The organism is Synechococcus sp. WH 7805, from assembly GCF_000153285.1.
In the GTDB taxonomy this organism is placed as follows: Bacteria; Cyanobacteriota; Cyanobacteriia; order PCC-6307; family Cyanobiaceae; genus Synechococcus_C.
In genome coordinates, this window is the sequence record NZ_CH724168.1 from 2,369,448 (window position 1) to 2,381,989 (window position 12,542).

Annotated in this window: 18 protein-coding genes; 13 read left to right on the forward strand and 5 right to left on the reverse strand. The window is 54.8% G+C overall.

The annotated features are described in order from the left end of the window. Positions 1-54: 54 nt before the first annotated feature. Complete coding sequence (locus WH7805_RS12030) at positions 55-2,133, reverse strand: glycogen-debranching protein (RefSeq protein WP_038004720.1); 2,079 nt, start codon at positions 2,131-2,133, stop codon at positions 55-57. A gap of 63 nt (positions 2,134-2,196) precedes the next feature. Here WH7805_RS12030 and WH7805_RS12035 point away from each other — a divergent pair, with 63 nt between their 5' ends. The 3 genes from WH7805_RS12035 (at position 2,197) to gluQRS (ending at position 4,257) form a co-directional block, all read left to right on the forward strand. Next, complete coding sequence (locus tag WH7805_RS12035) at positions 2,197-2,871, forward strand: MBL fold metallo-hydrolase (protein WP_006043392.1); 675 nt, start codon at positions 2,197-2,199, stop codon at positions 2,869-2,871. A gap of 159 nt (positions 2,872-3,030) precedes the next feature. After that, the gene (locus WH7805_RS12040; protein WP_006043393.1) at positions 3,031-3,306 is read left to right on the forward strand and encodes an HU family DNA-binding protein; all 276 of its coding nucleotides are present in this window, start codon (positions 3,031-3,033) and stop codon (positions 3,304-3,306) included. Positions 3,307-3,360: 54 nt separating this feature from the next. Then, on the forward strand, positions 3,361-4,257 hold the full coding sequence (gluQRS, locus tag WH7805_RS12045) for a tRNA glutamyl-Q(34) synthetase GluQRS (protein WP_006043394.1): 897 nt from the start codon (positions 3,361-3,363) through the stop codon (positions 4,255-4,257). A gap of 214 nt (positions 4,258-4,471) precedes the next feature. Here gluQRS and WH7805_RS14515 read toward each other — a convergent pair whose 3' ends face one another. Then, on the reverse strand, positions 4,472-4,633 hold the full coding sequence (locus WH7805_RS14515) for a hypothetical protein (RefSeq protein ID WP_006043395.1): 162 nt from the start codon (positions 4,631-4,633) through the stop codon (positions 4,472-4,474). Positions 4,634-4,706: 73 nt separating this feature from the next. Here WH7805_RS14515 and WH7805_RS12050 point away from each other — a divergent pair, with 73 nt between their 5' ends. Continuing rightward, positions 4,707-4,961, forward strand: a complete 255-nt coding sequence (locus tag WH7805_RS12050; RefSeq protein WP_232199009.1) for a hypothetical protein — start codon at positions 4,707-4,709, stop codon at positions 4,959-4,961. A gap of 52 nt (positions 4,962-5,013) precedes the next feature. Then, positions 5,014-5,280 carry a hypothetical protein gene (locus tag WH7805_RS12055; RefSeq protein ID WP_006043397.1) on the forward strand — a complete coding sequence of 89 codons (267 nt, stop codon included), beginning with the start codon at positions 5,014-5,016 and terminating at the stop codon, positions 5,278-5,280. Positions 5,281-5,292: 12 nt separating this feature from the next. Here the strand turns inward: WH7805_RS12055 and WH7805_RS12060 are convergent, their stop codons facing one another. Further along, positions 5,293-6,540: a hypothetical protein gene (locus WH7805_RS12060; protein WP_006043398.1), complete on the reverse strand. Its 1,248-nt coding sequence runs from the start codon at positions 6,538-6,540 to the stop codon at positions 5,293-5,295. A 317-nt stretch (positions 6,541-6,857) separates the two neighbouring features. Here WH7805_RS12060 and WH7805_RS12065 point away from each other — a divergent pair, with 317 nt between their 5' ends. Continuing rightward, complete coding sequence (locus WH7805_RS12065) at positions 6,858-7,322, forward strand: hypothetical protein (RefSeq protein WP_006043401.1); 465 nt, start codon at positions 6,858-6,860, stop codon at positions 7,320-7,322. Positions 7,323-7,710: 388 nt separating this feature from the next. Here the strand turns inward: WH7805_RS12065 and WH7805_RS12070 are convergent, their stop codons facing one another. After that, positions 7,711-8,253, reverse strand: a complete 543-nt coding sequence (locus WH7805_RS12070) for a VOC family protein (RefSeq protein WP_006043403.1) — start codon at positions 8,251-8,253, stop codon at positions 7,711-7,713. Between the two features lie 259 nt (positions 8,254-8,512). Here WH7805_RS12070 and WH7805_RS14520 point away from each other — a divergent pair, with 259 nt between their 5' ends. The 4 genes from WH7805_RS14520 (at position 8,513) to WH7805_RS14530 (ending at position 9,560) form a co-directional block, all read left to right on the forward strand. Then, positions 8,513-8,680, forward strand: coding sequence for a hypothetical protein (locus tag WH7805_RS14520; RefSeq protein ID WP_156783695.1), 168 nt, complete (start codon positions 8,513-8,515; stop codon positions 8,678-8,680). Positions 8,681-8,733: 53 nt separating this feature from the next. Continuing rightward, entirely contained in the window at positions 8,734-8,961 is a 228-nt protein-coding gene (locus WH7805_RS12075; RefSeq protein ID WP_156783696.1) for a hypothetical protein, read from the forward strand. Positions 8,962-9,102: 141 nt separating this feature from the next. After that, positions 9,103-9,249 carry a hypothetical protein gene (locus tag WH7805_RS14525; protein ID WP_006043407.1) on the forward strand — a complete coding sequence of 49 codons (147 nt, stop codon included), beginning with the start codon at positions 9,103-9,105 and terminating at the stop codon, positions 9,247-9,249. Positions 9,250-9,356: 107 nt separating this feature from the next. Further along, positions 9,357-9,560 carry a hypothetical protein gene (locus tag WH7805_RS14530; protein WP_156783697.1) on the forward strand — a complete coding sequence of 68 codons (204 nt, stop codon included), beginning with the start codon at positions 9,357-9,359 and terminating at the stop codon, positions 9,558-9,560. A 158-nt stretch (positions 9,561-9,718) separates the two neighbouring features. On the opposite strand, the gene WH7805_RS12080 is transcribed toward WH7805_RS14530, so the two are convergent. Next, on the reverse strand, positions 9,719-10,402 hold the full coding sequence (locus WH7805_RS12080; RefSeq protein WP_006043409.1) for a response regulator transcription factor: 684 nt from the start codon (positions 10,400-10,402) through the stop codon (positions 9,719-9,721). Positions 10,403-10,538: 136 nt separating this feature from the next. On the opposite strand from WH7805_RS12080, the gene WH7805_RS12085 reads away from it, so the two are divergent. The 3 genes from WH7805_RS12085 (at position 10,539) to WH7805_RS12095 (ending at position 12,285) form a co-directional block, all read left to right on the forward strand. Further along, complete coding sequence (locus WH7805_RS12085; RefSeq protein WP_006043410.1) at positions 10,539-10,718, forward strand: hypothetical protein; 180 nt, start codon at positions 10,539-10,541, stop codon at positions 10,716-10,718. Positions 10,719-10,909: 191 nt separating this feature from the next. After that, complete coding sequence (locus WH7805_RS14535; RefSeq protein WP_006043411.1) at positions 10,910-11,059, forward strand: hypothetical protein; 150 nt, start codon at positions 10,910-10,912, stop codon at positions 11,057-11,059. A 413-nt stretch (positions 11,060-11,472) separates the two neighbouring features. Beyond that, complete coding sequence (locus WH7805_RS12095; RefSeq protein ID WP_006043412.1) at positions 11,473-12,285, forward strand: class I SAM-dependent methyltransferase; 813 nt, start codon at positions 11,473-11,475, stop codon at positions 12,283-12,285. Positions 12,286-12,542 lie beyond the last annotated feature (257 nt).

Sequence of the window (12,542 nt, forward strand, 5' to 3'; positions counted from 1 at the left end):
CACCTCATTGAATTCACAGCATCGCTGTTTACCAGAGGTATTGCTTCCCTTTGATTAGAGCCTGAGGCTGTTTGCATACTCTCCGGCCACCATCACCACAAGGCTCCTGGCCTCCAGCGGTACTCCCGGTGGTGTCCAGGGTTCTGGATGGGCCGGTAGGTCCTGCCCTGGAGGCAGTGCCGTATCGATCAGGCGATGCCACGGTGTGGTGGCCTCTGGCAGGTCGAAGTGCATCGCCTTGAAGTAGGCGTTGAGCCCTGCCCAAAGCACCGCTCCCTGGTTGCCCTTGTGCACACTCAGCGCCAGGCAGTGCGACCAGCTGGCCCAGTCGGGCTTGCCAAGTTCCACGCCATGCCACTGACGCCAGTAGCCATCAGTGTCGCTGCTGAACCGCTGCGGCTTTTCGCTGTGGCCCACTAGGGGGTTGAACAGATCAGCGAGTTGACGGCGTACGACGAGCAGTCGCTTCACATAGGTGAGCAACTCCATGTCGCAGTGATCATCTGACCAGATCATCCAGCTCAGCGGAGTGTCCTGACACCAGGTGTTGTTGTTGCCTCCCTGGCTGCGACCCACTTCATCCCCCATCAAGAGCATCGGCACACCGCGGGCCAGCAGCAGGGTGCTGAGCATGTTGCGCTGCTGGCGGCGGCGCAGAGCCGTCACCGCATGGTCGGTGGTCGGTCCTTCCACACCGTGGTTCCAACTGATGTTGTGGTTTTCGCCATCGCGGTTGTCCTCGCCGTTCGCGAGGTTGTGTTTGCCGTTGAAGCTCACCAGATCCATCAGGGTGAACCCGTCGTGAGCGGTCAGCAGATTCACCGAACGACCCAGGTTCACTGGCTTGCCCTCATAAAGGTCCGGGCTGCCACGCAGTCGCTGCCCCATGGCCCAGGTGCTGTCTTCGTCTCCTTTCCAGAAGCCGCGCAGGGCGTCGCGGAACCGCCCGTTCCAGGTGCCGATGCGCTGGGCCGGAAAGTCGTTGAGCCGGTAAAGCCCGCCGCAGTCCCAGGGCTCACTCACCATCTTCAGATCGCTGAGGAGGGGGTCGGCCTCCATCGCTTCCAGCAGTGGTGGCTGCTCGAGGGGTTTGAGTCCTTCCCCCCGGCTCAGCTCGATTCCTAAGTCGAAACGGAAGCCATCCACCCCCAGTTCGATAGCCCAGCAACGGAGCGACTCCAGAATCAGGGCGCGGGTGAGGGGCTGATGGGCCGCGATCGAGTTGCCGCAGCCGCTGACATCGAGATAATCGCCTTTGCTGGTTTGGTGGTAATAGATCTGATCGCCCAAACCCCGCCAGCTCAGGGTGGGGCCATTGCGGTTGCCTTCGGTGGTGTGGTTGTAAACCACATCAAGTAGAACCTCGAGGCCGGCGTCGTGGCAGGCGGCGACCAGCTCCCGCATCTGCTTGCGGGCCTCAAGAGGGTCGCCCCCGCAGATGTAGCCCTGATGCGGAGTGAACCAGCTCAGGGGGCTGTAACCCCAAGCGTTATCGCGTCCAGGAGGAGCATCGTCCGGATCGAATGCCTGCACTGGCAGTAACTCGATCGTGGTCACACCAAGGTCCTTGAGATAAGGAATCTTGTCGATCACGCCCAGAAGGGTGCCGCGTCGTTCCGGCGCGACTCCGCTGTCGCTGCGGCGGGTGAAGCCACCCACGTGCATCTCGTAGATCACCGTCTGCTGCCAGTCGTGGCGTGGCCTCGGGTGGGCATCGAAGTCGAACGCATCGCGTTCGCACACCACACCCTTTAAGCAGCAGTCCGTGTTCGGCGAGGCTCCAGTCGCCATCTCTCGCTGGTAAACCGACCAACCATCGATCCCCCGGGCGCATGGATCCAGAAGAACTTTGGCCGGCCGGAAGCCGTGACCTCCCGGTGCGAGTGGTCCGAATACCCGGTAGCCGTAAAGGCAGCCGGCCTTCAGGCCTTCTACCTCCGCATGCCAGTAGTCGCCCGATCGATGGGTGTGTACATCTAGATCGATGATCCGATCAGGGCTTGGGGCGTCTCCACTGCTGAAGATCAGCAACTCCACTCGGTTGGCCTGGGGAGCTGCCACCGAAAAGTTCACCCCCCTTGGGGTGATGGTGCTGCCCAGTGGCCAAGGTCTGCCTCTCAGGATTGCGCTCACGGAACCGCCCGCCGGCCGCAGGACGCACTGGTTTCAAAGTAGTGGTAACTCCGGGGAAGCACCGTGACTGTGTTGACGTCCGCCCTTGAACCTGGTCGCCCACCGCAGCGCATCCGGCCTGATCTCTGGTTGTTCCCTCCCAATCGCGACTGCCTGGGTGGCTCCTCCTGGTGGCTGGACGTGTCTCCTGAGCCAGTGCTGATCGACTGCCCCCCACTCACCGAGGCCACGCTCACGGCTTTGCAAGACCTTGCAGAAGGCCGTCAAGCCCGCATCCTGCTGACCAGCCGAGAAGGACATGGCCGCCTGCGCCGCCTGCAGGAACGCCTCGGTTGGCCGGTGCTTGTTCAGGAGCAGGAGGCCTACCTCCTGCCTGGGGTACAGAACCTCACAACCTTCGGAGACACCATGTCCACCGCGTCGGGGCTGCACCTGCTCTGGACTCCGGGGCCGACTCCGGGCCATGCCGTTGTGTATGCACCACCCCCGGTGAATGTGCTCTTCTGCGGACGCTTGCTGGTGCCTGTTGCCGTCGACTGCCTAGCCCCGCTGCAGCACAGACGCACTTTCCATTGGCCCAGGCAGCAGCGCAGCCTGCGCTGTCTTCGCGAGTGGCTTCCTTCAGAAGCTTCTCCAGCACTGGCGTCTGGGGCTGGGCTCGGGGCCCTGCGCGGGGGGCGTCTGGCTCCGTTCAGCAGCTGGGTTCCCGTTGCATCGGGTACAGAACCTCAAACCTGAATTGTTGGAATTTTCAGGGGAAGCATTGCGGCGCGGTGTTTTTCGGTTGCCGCGCCGCTCGGACCTCCATACGATTAGCGCGCTCAGGGAAGCCGTGCGGATGTCGATCTCCGCATCATCGATCCAATTGCTTCCGCAACTTTCCTCTCCTCCTCCCTCATGAACAAAGCCGATCTCGTCAACCTTGTTGCTGCCCGGACAGAGCTCACCAAAACCGATGTATCCCTGGTGGTTGATGCAGCGATTGAAACGATCATCGACTCCGTCGTGGAAGGCAAAAAAGTGTCGATCCTTGGTTTCGGTTCCTTTGAGCCTCGTGAGCGCTCCGCCCGTCAGGGCCTGAATCCCAAGACCGGCGAAAAGATCAAGATTCCCGCGAAGCGAGTTCCTGCTTTCACCGCCGGCAAGATGTTCAAAGACCGCGTTCAGGGCTGATCAGGTCCTAACTGATGGCATGACGTGGTCCTGCGGGACTACTGACTGGTTGTGATGTCTCCGGATCACCTTGAGGCCCTGTTGAATCAGGGCCAGCGGCTCCGGAAACAAAGGGTTTGCGGGCGTTTCGCTCCCACTCCCTCCGGTCCTTTGCATCTTGGAAATCTGCGCACAGCGCTGTTGTCCTGGTTGCAGGTTCGCCTGAAACGAGGGCAGTGGTTACTAAGAATTGATGACCTTGATCCGCCGCGTGTCCGCCCAGGAGCGACGGATTCCGCCCTCGATGACCTCCGGTGGCTTGGCCTCCACTGGGATGGTGATGTGATCTTTCAGAGCCAACGACTGGGGATTTACAGCTCCTTTCTGTCGGCTATGCGAAGGGAGGGTCTGTTGTATGCCTGCCGCTGCACCCGCAAGCAATTAGCGGGGATTGATATCTATCCAGGCACCTGCCGTCAGCGCGCGCTCGGTTGGGGGATTGAAGGTGGACGCCTTCCATCCTGGAGGCTCATGGTGCCTGACTCCTTCGCGTCATCCTGCGGTGATCCGGTGGTGCGCCGTGCGGATGGTTTTGTGGCTTATCACCTGGCCACGGTGGTGGATGAACTCACCCTTGGCATTACGGATGTGGTGCGCGGAGACGATCTGGTCTCTGCCTGTTCGGCGCATCAGGCTGTGGCCGCAGTGCTGGGTCAGCCATCGCCCACTTACCACCATGTGCCCCTGCTCCTGACGGATGGCGGGTTGAAACTGTCCAAGCGAGACCAGGCCAGTGGTGCAGCTCCCCTGAGAGCCCTTGGCTGGGAACCGGAACAGCTGGTGGGTCATCTGGCCGCATCCCTGGATTTGGTCCCCTCAGGAACTTGTGTGTCAGCGGTTGACCTGCTCGAGAGCCTGCGGATGCGGCCACGCGTTTTTTGGGGTCTGCTCCAGCAGGTCGCTGGTTCTTAAGAAAAGCTTCGGGATCGGCGGGGGCTGTTGCCCCCACACTGATCTCAACATTCATTCGTGCTTATGGCTATCTGCTCCAATTGCGGAGGAAGCGGAATTCAACGCGTCAATGATCAGCAATTCCGCACCTGCCTTGTTTGCCTTGGTCATGGGGTTGTGGAGACCGAAAATTCATTGACTCAGTCCCAACCTGAATCATCCTCGCCATCGGCCATCAACGCAGTTGCTTCTTCCGTTGCTGCCAGATAAAGAAGGTTGCCGTGGCCACCACGGCCAGCAGGGGAACGCTGGTGAAGAGCAGCAGGGCGACAGCAGTCCAGTCGGTGTACATCAGTTCAGCGATGAATCTGAGGCATTCTCTCAGGAGAATGAACATCTCTGCTTCCGACCGGTGGATGAAAGGCTTGATTGGGCTGGCATTTGGGAGTCAACTCCTGATGATCCCTGCCATGGCCAGTGCGCTTGATGGCATTAAGCCTGATCTCATCGCCTGCTTCACAACAGGGGTTGCCAGTCGTTGTGCCCGTGCCCTGGATCTCACCGAGCGCTTGCAGCGTCGGGCTGCCAACAGTGAGCGCTACCCCTGTCAGACCCAGTTGCTCGGTCTTCAGGCGGAGGTGGTGATGGTGCAGCTCTCTGAGGGGCGAGGCGAACAGGCCCTAGAGACCCTGCAGGCCAGTGATCGCGTCTGTCAGGGCCTGTGATCGGCATTTCGATGCCAGTACCGGCAGACTGAGCGTCCTGCTGATAACAGTTATGAAGGCGATTGTGAGGTCCATCTCCACGACGGCCCTCTGGGCAGTTTTGATCCAGTTGGCAAATCCTGCTAACGCCCAAATTCGCTTCGACGATTGCCAGCCTGCTGCGGGGGGAGGGATCACCTGCAACACCGTGCCCTACGGAAATACCAGGGCCAACATGATTGATGGTGAGTATGGATTGCTTGATCAAGCCAGTCCTGGCTGGGCTGAATACAATCCCTACGAGGGTTATGACGACATGTTGGGTGGCAATCAGACCTGATGGTGATTGAAATTAGTCAAAAACATGTCCATGGTGATAGCGCTCATCCCGGCCGGCAGCCTCAGTGAGGCTCGCGACATTTTTGCGTGTGAAGAATCCTTCAAAACCATGGCACCGCTCCACATACTCAGTGATCAGAACTGAATACTCAGAGTGTTTTGAGAAGATCTGCTTGAGATCCGGCTGATCTCCACACTCTCCAATCACCTTGGCTAGAAACGAAATACCGTGGGTGCGTAATTGTGCAACCACGAAGTCGACATTTTTTTGTTCATTGTTGTGGTCACCATCGGTCACTTCATAGGCAATGTGATGCATGCGGCGGCCAAAGTTGCGAACAAAGTCTTCGGTGGGCATTGGCAGGTTTTCGAATGAATTCACAAAGGATGGTGTGTTGTTGGCCGTGAACACTTTGGCTGGTGAGCACTTGTCATCTTTCACTGCTGGGTGCCGGGTGACATTGGTTGAGGAGTTCATCTCTTCAATGTTGTAAGCGCCCCAGAAGTAGTAGTTCGAGAGGGTCAGGAATTCGAGAATGGCGTCTTCACGCTCTCCTGCCAACACGCGGGTGGCCATGTGATCCACGCCCTCGATCAGGTGACTGATCCCCAGCGCATCGCCCAGTTCCTCCTGCTCTTTGAGACGTTTCTGCTCTGGACCTGTGAGTTGAAAGGGTTGTCCCAGCTCCCACTCATCAGGATCCTCGAATGGCCTCTGGCTGTAGCCGACACGATTGTGGGTGAAATCGGAAGGCACGCTGAAATGCAATGCCTCCAGTGCATACAAACTGTTGGTGCATTCGCCTGGATCGTTGAAGCGGATGTTGCAGCTTTCCAGCAGCTCCTGGGTGCATTGCAGATCGCTGGTGTGGAACACTTCACCCACATAACGGGCATTGGGTTTACGCCGTGCCAGCGGATACATCATGTTGAGTTGCTTGATCTCGTCCTCATAGGACGCAGCCAATGGCTCCATCACGATCAGACGAGGGAAGGTTGGCTTGGAGCCGAGAACAAAGATCCGATGCGTGGCGCTGATGTAACTGCCGATCAGTCGATAGGGCGTCATCACGGCCAACTCACTGAGGTAAGGCAAGCCGTCCGCCGTTTCCACATGCACAATCAGTGCCCTAATGTTGCCGAGCAGCTGATCGAGTCCCAGCCTCAGGCGACGTTCATAGATTTTCAGGCGGTATTCCTCAAAGAACTCTGAGTTGCGTTTGTCCCCCTGGGGGGTCTGTTTCAGCAGATCAATGCCCATTGTGGTCTTGCCGTTGTTACCGACTTAGCAGAGCCAGATGCTGATCGTCTGGACTCTTGGCGACGATTCGATCAGCATGGGTTGGATTCGTTTCTTGCGCATGGCCCAGGATCCAAATGCCACCAGCTCCCGTGAGCGCAATGTCCTGATGGTTTTGCTTTCGCCCTGGGCGTTGGGTCTGTGGCCGTGCCACCGATGAGGGAAGTGTTTTTGACGGATTTTCGGCGCCAGTGGGGACAAAACGGGCAAGTGTTTGAAACACCATTGCTCTCCGTGGCTTCGCGTGCTGATGCCTTGATCTAATTACGACCGATTCCATGCCATCAAAACCTAAAAATCGTGTTGGGGAGGTGTACGGCAAGCTCACGGTCGTGCGGATTTCCGAGCGGCGTACCAAAAGCGGCAACGCGTTTTGGTGGTGTCGATGTGACTGCGGCCGTGAGCGGGAGGTTCCAGGAGACAAGCTCTCCCATAACACCAGCCGAAAGAAACCCGTGGTGAGTGCGTGCCTGCAGTGTTCAAGGGAGTTGCAGATCGAGGCCGTGACGATCAAAAATGATCGTGACGAAGTGCGCCGCCGCGAAGAGGCGCAGTCCAACCGACGTCAGCTGCAGGGTCAGGTGCCCGATAGCTGGCTTCGCTTGCCATTAACGGATGCTCATGCAAGGGAACTCGGGCAGGTGCTGTTTTTCCGCGGAACCCGTTGCCTGCGAAATCATTTGGCACCGTACAGGATTAACGGGGGATGTCTGGCTTGTGCAGGGCAAAAACCCTCGGCCTGATCTCAAAGTTCAGAATCATTGGTCATGAGTGTCTCTGTTGTTTGCATCCTTCCAGTCAATCCATTCAAATTGTGGGTGAGAAGAAACCTAATTGCCTAGGTTGACGATTTAGGATTGCATTGGTCTTGTTGATGCCTTCTCGGCCAATTGAAGGGAGTATGGCCTTCGGTATGCAGCGCTTGACGGTGGGGCGGTGCTTCAGCCATTGCTGCATGCTCGAACTCAGCGCTCCCAGCTTTTGCCATTTGAGCTGGCTTTGTCGATCATGATCCCACGTTGATTCAGTCGACTCTGGGGCACTCGGATATTGGCGCGACGAAGCATCTGGAATTATGAATGAATCATTTGAATGGATAGAAGTGAACGCCTTCCTACTCGCAGAAGAGGATTAACCTGCCATGTTTTTTCTAAAGCGCTCTCGCCATTGATTCCACTGGATCGATTCGGGAAACTGGCGGATCAGAGCTTCTGTTTCTTCCATTAATTGTTGGAAGGATTGTTTCATGTCCATCGGAACTGTTGCAATCGGTGGCGCATAGGTTTGTGTGTAGGCGAAAAATTCAATCGGATTATTTTCTGGATCAGTGAAATAGACAGACCAGCTCCCGCCATGGTTCATGGCTATGAGGTCGTCGTTAGGGGCGATAGATTGAATTGTTGAGAAATTTTCATGTAGATCTTGAGGGCTTGAGACTTCAAAGGAGATTTGATTGAACTGGGTTGGTAGATGATTTTTCCTTCCTGTTGCCAAGACAAGTTGATGGTGTTCGTGGGGGTCTTTGCTTAAAAATAACATTCTTGATCCTTGGAACTCCCAGGAATCTGTGATGAAAAATCCCAGCTTATCAACGTAAAATTCTTTCATGAGATCGAGGTCGTGTACGTAAAAGCCAAAATGTGAAGGTTGTGCCGACGCAAGAAAAGAAGGCATGGATTGTGCTTCGTGTTGCTGCCATTTGAACCTTGTTGGGCGATGATGGCAATCCGATTGTTCTTATCTCTTTTACGCATCTGAGCCTGAGCCTCTGACTCAAGTGGTCAGAGCGAAAGCAAAAGTCGTGAGACCTTGGTGCGCTGTAGGCAGAAGTCGCATCATCCCAATGCAAGGTCGTTAAGTCTGGGGTGACCATTCCCCAGTCGCGCAATGCGCCAGGCATTGGAATGGTAAAAATCATGAAGCGGCGATTGACATGCACTTAATCCGTTGCTGTGCGCTGACGCCTGAGACCACTCAGTACGCTCTGATTGTTGTGATTGCCCTTGTGGAAGCCGAACGGGCGAAGGTCACTGCTGTTGATAGAGAGGCTTGTGATCTTGGTGACCATGCTTTGGAGGTTTTGTCGCCCGAGTACCGTTGACCCCTGCCTAGGGAGCTGGAACGGATCAGACCTCTCAACCCCTCTTGGATGCCTTGGATCACCTCTGCTTGCAGGTTGAGGACGACCCAGAGCTACAGCGTCATTTTTATCTCGCCAACACTCCAGAGCAGATTGTGGGTCTGTCGCTGGATTTGGGCATCCTGATCGAGGCTGAAGACTTCCGAGCCTTGCTCAGAAGCGGTAGTACGGAGCGTTGGTACGTGCGTGGTGGTGACCAAACCAACCCCATTACCCATTTGAAACGGGTGTTTCGCGTTTGAATCCTTGAGCCCAGGTGCTCGTTCCGGTCAACGAAGGCCTCGTCACCCACGTGTTGCCATTAGCCGCGACGTGACTTGTAGCGTTGGAGGATGCGCGATTCGGCAGGTTTTGCCACGTTGAAGTTACCGAGGCAATAACCGATGAATTTCACTGTGATCATTGTGGATGGAGCAGCAATCCATCCCGTTACTAGCCTCGAAGCCGAAACGGTTGAGGCTGCGTGGGAAGAAGCTCAGTCCCTCTATCCATTTGCTGACCTTGCCTTGGTCGCTGATCAGGATGATTGAGATCCCCCAGATGGGGGAGGCAGACGGCTGAAATCGGGCAAATCAATGGCTTCGTTGGGGGAGTTGGTCCGCAGCAGAAATGGCGATGCTGAAGAGGTCCAGGAGGGATGACCTCCACAACACACTTTTACTTAATGACCAACATCAACAACAGCGCGGTCACAACATCTGCCCTGATGCAGGCTGCCTCTTTGGTTGTTTTGGCTGTTGCTCCTCTTGCCGTTGGGGTCGGAATCGCCGCAATCAATGTCCCTGATGCTGAAGCGCGAGTCACCTGTCGTCCAATCGGGACTGCTTCCTACTGCCGCTGATGCAGAGCCAGTCTGTCAGGAGGCCTGATGCCATTGTCGCGGGAGAACTCGGCAGGCTGAAAGCCATACAAAACCCGCAAGGGAAAAGCAGGGGGCGTGGTTGTCGCTATCGATCTCCCGACACAACATTGTCTCCCCGTCTTAAAGGCGGGCTTTTCTTATATGCCAGCTTTGATGGCTTTAATGACTGCCTGTGTTCTGTCTTTAACACCCATCTTTCCGATGATGGAACTGACGTGAGTTTTCACTGTCTCTGCACTCACAAAGAGGGTGTCAGCAATTTCCTTATTGGTCATCCCGCAGGAGAGCACTTTCAGTACTTCTATCTCTCGCTCAGACAGTTCAGGCAAGACCTCTATGCGCTCGTAGCCCGCAGCAGTCTGAACGTCTTGTGGATAGTAGTTTCCGCCTTCAGCAATGGCTGAAAGTGAACGGATGAAGTCACCATCGATCCCTTTCCCCAAGGAGCTGATGAAGATCACGCCTTCAGCAAATGCATCAAGGGCTTCCCGCACGACTGCCTGTGTTTCCCGATGGAGGAACACCAGGGTTCTGGTTTCTGGGCTGAACTCCTTGACGTGTCTGGCAAGGCTGAGGCCATAGCCCTGCCCTAGGTTTTCCGTCACGAACAGAAGGTCAGGGGATCTCTTCCGACATGCATCCGCTGCCTCTTCCTGTGTGGTGTACGCCCCTATCAAGGAGTCACTGATGACAGGCACCAAGCTGAAGGAGGCAAGAGTCAGGAGGTCGCCCATGCAAGCCACCGCGGTCTTGCCGGCGAGGAGAGACTTGCCCTGATCCAAGGCCGATCGGATCTGTTCAGAGCGAAGCGGAAACTCCATACCAGGTCTTGTGGCTCCCCCATTGTGACCAGTGAAATGACATCAGGACACCACTTTTGGGTGATTTGGGAGAAGGGGTAAAGCAGCGATGGTGAAGAGGTCCAGGAGGGCGACCTCCTCAACCCACTTCAAACAAATGACCAACATCAACACCACCGCCAACACCAAGAAAACCGGCATCAAGCAAGCCGCTTCTCTCGTCGCAATGGCAGTAGGTCCTTTGGCAATCGTGATGGGAGTTGTGGCAATGAACGTTCCTGCTGCTGATGCGAGAGTCACCTGCCGTCAAATTGGCAATGCTGTTTACTGCCGCTGAAACAGCTTCAAGCCACTGTCGGGATGCCTGATGCCTGATGCCTGAGGGCTGAGAGCCATACAAAACCCGCAAGGGAAAAGCAGGGGGTGCTGTGTTGTCGCTATCGATCTCCCGACAAAACATTCAGCCCTGTAAGCAATGGTGGGGTTTTTATTGCAGCGGGTCATGCTTTTGGCAGTTGCCCCAAACCAATGCCCCTCGACATGCAGATGCCCCTTGCGCTGCTTCAGGACATGCTCCTAGCGCTTCGTGCCATCGCCCCTGATGTCTTCAAGGCTTGGCTGCCTCTAGGAATCGAGCTCCTTGGAGAGCCTGCTTTCATTGAGCTGATGGTTGGCTAGATCAACCCAATCTTCACGACTGACAAAGCAGACAGGCTGGTCGGTTCGCACCTAGGAGTGAGCCTCTAACCCTAGTTTTTGCAATGTTTCTGCACCCAAGTGACCAAGATCATTGGCAGCTTTGACGCAGGTCGTCAACCGGACCGGCAAGGCCCGAGAGATGGTGTGCTCAAAGGTCGCCAGCATTAAACGAAGAATCAACAAACAATTCAACGACCAAACTTGCCTAATCGAATTTTACCCAGGACTCGGCCTTGCTGGCTTCATCGAAAAGCCAGTGACTGAAGGGGGGAAGATTGGAAGACCCTGGGAAGTAGATTGTCGATATCAATCACTTTGCAAAACGTAAATTCATTTTTCATGAATTACCGTTAGGCGTAGTATATATTCAACAACAGCAGTTGCCGTGTCAAATGCAGGATATTTATTACACTTACCTTCCAAGAGACCAAGGCCAGGGTGTTAATCTTGTCGAAGGAAAGGATGTTTTCTTTGAAGACTCTGGTCTAGGGGCATTCCTTCGATACTCGTCATACAATGGAGAAATAATTTCTGCGCTCGCGCATCAACTAGTCAAATCAGAAACAATTAAAAAAATATTATTTGTGCGAACGCCTTCTACCGGTGGATGGATTGAGCAACTTGAATTCGGCAACGCTGTAGATGTTGATCGAGAATATTACTTTGATCAGCGGCAGCGTGCATCTAAGATCAGCAGCCAAACCAATTTCAATAGGCGTCAACACTTTGAGCTTGCAATGCAAAATAAAATACAATCCGGCTTGGCTTACGATTTAATAGTTATTGATGGATACCATGACTACCATGTAAGCCTCAAAGATTTTGAGCTCTGTTTCAATTGCCTTGCTCAGGACGGAATACTTTTAAGTCATGACTGTGCTCCAGCGTCCCCTGAAATGGCTGAGCCAATATTTAAGCCTGGCGCATGGTGTGGATGTACGTATGCAAGCCTAATTACTTATGCAGCCTCTAATCCTGATATTGCCTTGACTATCTTCGATACAGATACCGGAATTGGTATCGCAAGAAGGCATTGTTCAAAACTAAGAACTAATTGGCTTAGAAATCCAAAACGCCCAGATGCAGGCATCCAATCAGAGTTTCTTTCTCTTGTCAGTGCATCTGAATTCAAAAAGGCATACACTTACTTCAGAGCTAATGCATCAGCGTTGGCCGACTTCAAATCGATTTGGTTAAAAAGCTAAACTAGCTTGAAAGTAATATTGAAACCGTTGTGATTCCCGAGAGTCTGTTGCAACTTCTGCTTGAAAAAATGAGAGACAGGCTGGTCGGTTGGCACTAGGGGTAAGCCTCTAACCCCAGTTATTGCAATGTTTCTGATTCGAAGTGATCAAGATCACAGGCAGCTTTGACACAGGTCATCAAGTGGACCAGTCATTCCGGAGATGGTGTGTCCATCGAAGGGAGCAATCCCAACGACACAAACCACTCACGCTGCATC